Annotated in this window: 1 pseudogene; it reads right to left on the minus strand. The window is 34.0% G+C overall.

The features are described from left to right. Positions 1-215, minus strand: a pseudogene (locus AOA60_RS00795) (transglutaminase); the annotation flags it as partial. Positions 216-294: the final 79 nt, after the last annotated feature.

Genomic DNA, 294 nt, shown 5'->3' on the forward strand with positions numbered 1-294 from the left:
GTATTACACTGTCCATACCCATCGGCTAGAACGCTGCTTGCTGGTATATTGTCGTCAATATTATAACCAAATTTAATTTCATCTCTAACGAAATTATATATACCTAGTATCTTCTGAAACTCATCTTTTCCTCGCCATTTCCTTTCCTCTACTAATTGCTGTATCTCTGTGCAATCATAATCTAACATAGGCGTAACCTGCATATATTCTTTCATACATATGACCTCCTTGGAGCTTGTTAGTCATATTGTATAAATTTGTTTATAAACTTACTTTCAAAAATCTGCTACCCTT

This window comes from Pseudomonas sp. 2822-17 (assembly GCF_002742485.1).
GTDB lineage: Bacteria > Pseudomonadota > Gammaproteobacteria > Pseudomonadales > Pseudomonadaceae > Aquipseudomonas > Aquipseudomonas cyclaminis.